Origin of the sequence: Mycolicibacter algericus DSM 45454 (assembly GCF_002086455.1) — a bacterium.
Classification (GTDB): domain Bacteria; phylum Actinomycetota; class Actinomycetes; order Mycobacteriales; family Mycobacteriaceae; genus Mycobacterium; species Mycobacterium algericum.
On record NZ_MVHC01000061.1, the window covers coordinates 1 to 6,302 of the forward strand.

A 6,302-nucleotide genomic window follows, 5' to 3' on the forward strand; every position below is an offset into this window, starting at 1 on the left:
GTCGACGGGCGAGCCCGCAACCGCCGGATCGGAGGTCGCCTGAAAATCACCGATCCACAGGTCTTGACAATATCTCGTCTCCGGACACGCCGGGGCGATTCAGCGATGGTGCGCGGGAGACTGGCCTCGGGAACGGTCGTTAGCCGTTTGAGACGGTGAATCTCGGTGGCGACATGGTCCATCGGTTGACTGATGCTGCCGGGTGGACAGAAGGACTCGTCGCCCTTTTCAATCCCCACTGTCCGCAGGTCGCCAGCCCATTCGTACACGTCTTGGAACAGATGTCGGTGAATTGCGGTGAGGTACGGTGCGGTCGCGGTCGCGCTCGAGGGGCGGGACGCGGTTACAAAGGTTTGCCGGCCGCAGCGCATCAGCGGGTGATCGGCCGTGTGAGGATCAACATCGGTCGGTCGGGCGACGTTACCGCGTCAAAGGAGGGCGGCAGAGCGACGCAACCACCTCGATGCACCCCGGCATTCAATCACTCTCGCGCCGCGACTACGCGGACACGAGAGCCAACACACTCGGAATCAATTGGGGCACAGCGGATTCATCTGATGAAAACGTAGTGGTTTACTGGAAACCCGCCGTAGTCGATTCCGTCGTATTCCTCTCGACATGGAGCAGCGCATCGAGCCGTCCTGCGCAGAACTTGCCCTTCCCGGCGCTGAATCGCTTGTGGATGCGGACACACCGGCTAAGCACTCCCGACCGCGGGTTTCCTGTCGACGCTGGGCCTGATGAGGCTGTGGGCTCTCGGAGTGTCTGGGCCGGTGGCCAGCGAATCCGCCCCGTTTCCGCGCCTTCGAGGCAGCCGTTCGGATTTCTGGTTGCTTTTTGGTGGCTTTATCGTACCCTTGACGGTGTAGACCCTGTAAAAAGAGGTTCGAGACACCGGAATAGCTTGGGAGGTGATCACGATGGCTGTAGCGAACGGAACGGCCATCCACGCCCGTGCGGTGCGCCTTGACCCGCCAGAATTGGTGCGTGAACTTCTAGACCACCTGGGGCCGACCGTGGTGGCGGCGTTGGCCGGAGTGCGTGACCGCAAGCAGCCCTACAAGTGGGCCATCGACGGCGGCGCTACGCCTCGCAATGAGTCGCTGTCCCGCCTGCAAGTAGCGTATCGGGCCTGGTGGACGATCGCCGACGTCGACGGTGAACAGATCGCCCGGTCGTGGTTCATCGGGGCCAATCCGCGCTTCGGTGAGCAACCCCCGTACATGGCGATCCGTGAGGACCGGTTCACCGACGTCCTAGCGGCCGCCGAAGAGTTCGTCGACCACTAGGAGTTCCCGGAAAACGCTTGTCTCCTTGCGCGGATAAGATCAGGGTCTCCAATCTGAGGTGTCCGTGCAGGAGGTTTGCCAGGTCGTGGCGCGTGACGTGCTGATTTGCAACACAACGCAATTGGCATTGTTGCTGGGCTCCTTGCAGCCGGTTTATCGCTTGGCGGATCCGCACTATGGGCCCCTGAGACCCAGGTTGCGACCCACCGATGCATCCGACAATCGCTCCACCTGGCACCGCTATGACCTGGCAGGGGAGCGCACCATCTATGCCGCCTCCAGCCTGGAAGGCATGTACGCCGAAACACTTCAGCCGTTGAAGAAGCCTGAGCCGACCCCGGCTGGCGCGTTGTTCGACGACGCCGGCGAAGGCGAAACCGTACAAGACCTCATCGCGCACGACTTTGCCGAAGACGGCAAGGAACCCCCGCACGAGATCGACCTGGACTGGCTGCTCAAGCGGCGTCTCTACACAATGCTGCTGCCTACTGCGGGCTGGTTCATCGATGCGGAGCACTCCAATACCATCGCCTACCTGAACCGCAACCGGCCGCCGGTACTTCTCGCGAAGGGCCTGCAGCAGGTGACCGTGGCCGTGCTGCGCGGTGAGGACCGCTACGTGACCAGCCACCTGGCCGAATCGATGGCCGGGCCGCGCCTGCAGGATCAGACCAGCCCGATCGGCCTGCTCTACGGCTCGAAGCTCGGCAGTGACTGGGACTGCTGGACGGTGTGGCTGCGCGACGGGGTGCACAATGCGATCAACGTCGACTCTGGCGAGCCCGTCCTGCACCCAGGCGAAAACCCGGCACTGCTGAAGGTCCTCAGGAAATACGGACTTTCGGTGCCGGGCGCGTGATGCGGGTAGACCCATGCTGATCTGCAAACTCTGGGCCATTGTGTCGTTCTCAATGCGATTGGGGCACAGCACAATACGGCGTACTTTATCTGACATAATGTACGTTATCGGCGTTAGGCCTACACCGAGTTGCATTAGGTGAAAGGGCTCGCACCCCTTGATGACGATTCGGCTGTCGGACCTTGTGGCGGGTGCAAAGTTACGTTCCGCCGGGGCTGCCATCCTCAGCGTCGGTAAACGTCCGCGCGATGATCGACACGCTGAATCAGCACCAGTGAGCGCCCCTGGTCGATCCGGTACAACAGGCGGTACGGTCCGCGCCGGGCGCTATACAGCCCGGTCAGTTCACGCCGGAGCGGCTTGCCAACGCGGTGCGGTTCGTGTGCCAGGTCGCCGAAAGCGAACTCAATCACGGCCGAGAGCACCCGTGGCGGCAGCTTGTGCAGGTCGCGCCGCGCGGTGCTGGTGAACCTAACCGTGTAACCCATCGGCTACGTTAGCCGGCACGCCGAGGCGCGCCGAACTCGGCACGAATTTCGTCCTCGCCGTACGTGCGCCCAGCGTCAATATCGGCGTCGGCCTCAGCAATCGATTCTTTGATCCCGGGCTGGGAAAGCCAGTAGAGCGTCTCTTGCAACGATTCCCACTCGTCGGCGCCGACGAGCACCGCTGCCGGTGCACCGTTCTTGGTGATCGTGATCTGATCCTGCGTTTGGGCGACCGCATCGACGTACTCGTTGAGCTTGTCCTTCATCTTCGAGATGGCCAGTATCCGCATGTCATCCATATTAGCCTAAATCACGACCGATGATCGGCTTGAATTAAGGCCGATGTTCCTCGCCGCGGCCACGCGGCAACTCGCACCTGCCGAGCACGCACCGGTACCAGCAGGTATGTCCGCTGGATGTGGCTTCCGATCGAGCCGGTGTCGCTGATCTCTTCTGTCGATCCGGAACAAGTTGGCAACAAGCTGCGACGACTTGACGGCTGACCGGTTGCGTCCGGCTTCCCGAAACCATCGGACACTGGCGGCCGCCCCAGCGCGAACGCTGCTGCCAATCGACGAACCTCAGATCGGCATCACCCCGGCCGGACCCCAATCCGTCTGGATGTGGCAAGTGTCGGACGCGCAGCGGTTCCCGCCTGGCTGACAATACGTCACAGTGACGAAATATTCGGGTGTCCCGGCTGCCGAATTATCTTCCCGCGCATAGCTTCCGAGGAACAGGAAGCGGAGTGCGCCACGGCGGACTTTGAGTTGGACTGTTCACCTATCCGCGGTTTCCCGTCGTTTCGTGGACAGAGTAATTATCCAGGGATGTGGTGGTTTTCGACGACTCGTGAACACATCGGGTATGAGTCGTGGGTGGAGCGTGACCATTTGATGGCGCTGGATGCTGACCCCGCGGTCACTGGCGTTGCGTCGCAGCCGTTCCGGTTGCACTGGGGTGATGGCAGGCACCACGTGCCTGACTACTTCGTGCGTTTGTCCGACGGATCCGCGAGGGTTCTCGACGTGCGCCGCGATGACCGGATATCGGATGCTGATGCTGAGTTATTCGCTCGATCGGATCAGGCGTGCCGGTCGCTCGGATGGGCCTATCAGCGTGTGGGCGAGGCAGATCCGGTGGTGACGGCGAACCTGCGCTGGTTATCTGGGTATCGGCATCCACGGGTGTACCGCCCGGCGGTCGCTGCGGCGTTGGAAGCGGTGTTCGACTCGGCGCGGCCGCTGATGGCCGGTGTGAGATCGGTCGGCGAAGCGATCATGGTGTTGCCGGTGCTGTTCCACCTGCTGTGGCATGGGCGGCTGGGTGTTGACCTTTGCGGGGCCGTGTTGGCCGAGGAGTCGATCGTCGGCCCCGCCTTGTGGCGACGACGGGTATGCGTTCAGGTGTCATCCGTGAAGGCGATGAAATCCGTTTATCCGACGGGGTGTTCACGGTTGCCACACTTTCTGGTGGCGCAGCCAGGCTGACCGATGCGGTCGGCGGGCAGTCGGTGGTACCGCTGTCTCGGCTGCTGGGTGACACGACGTTGGAGTTGGTGTCGGGGTCGCGACCTGCTCTGTGTTCCGAGGAAGCCTTGGCCGGTGTGCCGGAGGCTGCCGCGGAGCGGGCCCGCTGGTGGGAACGGCACTTGATCGAGGTGTTGACGGGTCGACGGGTTGATGCCGAGGCAGGGAGTCGGCCGCGACCCGAGTTCGATCCGACGTCGTGTTCGCTGCGGCAGCGCGAGCTGACCAAGCTCGCCGAGCTGCAGTCGGCCGGCCACGAGATCAGCTTGAACACGTTGCAGCGGCAACGCTATGCCTACGAACGAGACGGCCTATTGGGCGTTGTCGATCGTCGTCACATCCCCCGCCGGCCGGTGTTCGGCCGCGTCGACGAGCGGCTGGTGGCCGCGATCCGGCAGGCAATCGATGACGAGACCGACCTGTCGACCGGGACGGTCAGCCGCTTGCAGCGACGGGTGACAAAATCGTTGGTGGCTCAATACGGCGCGCAGGACGCTCCGGCGATGCCCTCGCAGCGCACTTTCTATCGCCTGGTGAAGAGGTTGTCGGCGGGCCGGCACACGTTCGGGTCCGCGCGCACCCGCCGTTCGCTGGCCAAACAGCCAGGTAGCCCGTTCGGTGTGCTGACGGTGGCACGGCCCGGTGAGATGGTCGAGATTGATTCGACTCCACTGGATGTGCGGGTGGTCCTCGACGACGGGACGGTCGACCGGGTCGAGCTGACCGGCATGGTTGACGATGCGACCCGCTCAGTTCCGGCGGCGGTATTGCGGCCCACGACCAAAGCGGTCGACGCTGCGCTGCTGCTGGCGCGGGCACTGACGCCGGAGCCGATGCGGCCGGGATGGTCCGATGCGCTGCGCATGTCGCGCTCAGTGCTGCCGCACCGCTGCTTGAGCGAAGTGGATCAGCGGTTGGCCGATGCGGCCGCCCGGCCAGTGATCGCCCCGGAGACCGTGGTGTGTGACCACGGGAAGGCCTATCTGTCGCAAACCTTCCGCCAGGCTTGTTGCACGCTGGGTATCAATCTGCAGCCCGCCCATCCCGACACGCCGACCGACAAACCCAAGATCGAGCGGACGCTGCAGTCGGTGGCCACCTTGTTCGCCCAGCATGTCGCCGGGTATGTCGGCTCCAGCGTCGAGCGGCGCGGCAAGAACGCCGAACAGGACGCGGTGTGGTCGATCGTGGAACTGCAAGCCCTGCTGGACGAGTGGATCGTCGCAGTCTGGCAAAACCGTCCCCACGACGGCTTGCGTGACCCCGTCACCCCGGGAAAACCCTTGACTCCCAACGAGAAGTACGCCGCTTTGGTCGAAGTCGCCGGGTATGTTCCGGTGCCGCTGTCGGCCGACGATTACATCGAGTTGCTGCCGTCGTGCTGGCGACGCATCAATTCCTACGGCATTCGGGTCAACAACCGCACCTACGACGCCAAGGCACTCAACCCCTACCGCCGCCAGCATTCGGGGGTGGAATCCAAGAAGGGCCAGTGGGAAGTGCATCACGACCCTTACGACGTGTCGCGGATCTGGGTGCGCAACCATCACGACGAGGGCTGGCTGGCCGCGACCTGGACGTATTTACGCACCCACCCGGTGCCGTTCGGCGAATCGATGTGGCAGCATGCGCGTACCGTGCTGGCCCAGCGCGGGCAGGATCAAGCGACCGAGGCCGAGATCGCCCGCGCGGCCGACGAACTGCTCGACCGAGCCGCACAAGGCCCCGAACCCTCCCGACAGGAATCGAAGGATCGCCGGGTGGCGGGCCGAACGCGGGCGACCACGGCGCCGGCGTGGCCACGGCCGGACGCCGCAGCACCCTCCGTTGAGGCAGATGCGCCGTCAGACGACGAAGACGACGGCGAGGACGCCGAGACCGCGCAGGTCATACCACTTCCGGTGTTTGATGCACGCAAGGAGGCTGAATCGTGGCGGCTGTGAACACGATTGCCCCGGTGAGCCAACTCGAGGATCGGCGCCAACCCACCACCACGCTGGAGGGTTGGCGCCGTTTCGTTGATGCGGATCCACCCGAGTTCATCCTGTTGCCCGATGCGCGAGCCTGTCACGAATTCTGTGTAAGTCAGAGATGATTTGACTACGAGTTATACTCTAGCACAACGGTATTCGACCGG

At 63.5% G+C, this 6,302-nt stretch carries 6 protein-coding genes and 2 pseudogenes; 5 read left to right on the forward strand and 3 right to left on the reverse strand.

Going from position 1 to position 6,302, the window contains the following annotated elements; translation table 11 throughout:
• Positions 1-101: 101 nt before the first annotated feature.
• Positions 102-305 (reverse strand): annotated as a pseudogene (locus tag BST10_RS24065) (Fic family protein); the annotation flags it as partial.
• 615 nt (positions 306-920) lie between these two features.
• On the opposite strand from BST10_RS24065, the gene BST10_RS21925 reads away from it, so the two are divergent.
• Complete coding sequence (locus tag BST10_RS21925; protein ID WP_083040728.1) at positions 921-1,289, forward strand: hypothetical protein; 369 nt, start codon at positions 921-923, stop codon at positions 1,287-1,289.
• Positions 1,290-1,374: 85 nt separating this feature from the next.
• On the forward strand, positions 1,375-2,148 hold the full coding sequence (locus BST10_RS21930; protein ID WP_133054467.1) for a hypothetical protein: 774 nt from the start codon (positions 1,375-1,377) through the stop codon (positions 2,146-2,148).
• 224 nt (positions 2,149-2,372) lie between these two features.
• Here the strand turns inward: BST10_RS21930 and BST10_RS21935 are convergent, their stop codons facing one another.
• Together BST10_RS21935 and BST10_RS21940 are read right to left on the reverse strand one after the other, a co-directional pair.
• Positions 2,373-2,636, reverse strand: coding sequence for a type II toxin-antitoxin system RelE family toxin (locus BST10_RS21935; protein ID WP_083040723.1), 264 nt, complete (start codon positions 2,634-2,636; stop codon positions 2,373-2,375).
• Between the two features lie 8 nt (positions 2,637-2,644).
• Complete coding sequence (locus BST10_RS21940) at positions 2,645-2,926, reverse strand: type II toxin-antitoxin system Phd/YefM family antitoxin (RefSeq protein WP_041319839.1); 282 nt, start codon at positions 2,924-2,926, stop codon at positions 2,645-2,647.
• Positions 2,927-3,259: 333 nt separating this feature from the next.
• On the opposite strand from BST10_RS21940, the gene BST10_RS21945 reads away from it, so the two are divergent.
• The 3 genes and pseudogenes from BST10_RS21945 to BST10_RS24070 form a co-directional block, all read left to right on the forward strand.
• Positions 3,260-4,126: a TnsA-like heteromeric transposase endonuclease subunit gene (locus tag BST10_RS21945; protein WP_235673602.1), complete on the forward strand. Its 867-nt coding sequence runs from the start codon at positions 3,260-3,262 to the stop codon at positions 4,124-4,126.
• 23 nt (positions 4,127-4,149) lie between these two features.
• The gene (locus BST10_RS21950) at positions 4,150-6,108 is read left to right on the forward strand and encodes a Mu transposase C-terminal domain-containing protein (RefSeq protein ID WP_083040725.1); all 1,959 of its coding nucleotides are present in this window, start codon (positions 4,150-4,152) and stop codon (positions 6,106-6,108) included.
• Positions 6,096-6,224, forward strand: a pseudogene (locus tag BST10_RS24070) (ATP/GTP-binding protein); the annotation flags it as partial. The gene BST10_RS21950 and the pseudogene BST10_RS24070, both read left to right, overlap by 13 nt.
• Positions 6,225-6,302: the final 78 nt, after the last annotated feature.

Excerpts from the sequence above, each read along its gene's own strand:
- BST10_RS21925 (WP_083040728.1), top strand. The coding sequence starts at position 921 with ATGGCTGTAGCGAACGGAACGGCCATCCACGCCCGTGCGGTGCGCCTT.
- BST10_RS21935 (WP_083040723.1), bottom strand. The coding sequence starts at position 2,636 with ATGGGTTACACGGTTAGGTTCACCAGCACCGCGCGGCGCGACCTGCAC.
- BST10_RS21940 (WP_041319839.1), bottom strand. The coding sequence starts at position 2,926 with ATGCGGATACTGGCCATCTCGAAGATGAAGGACAAGCTCAACGAGTAC.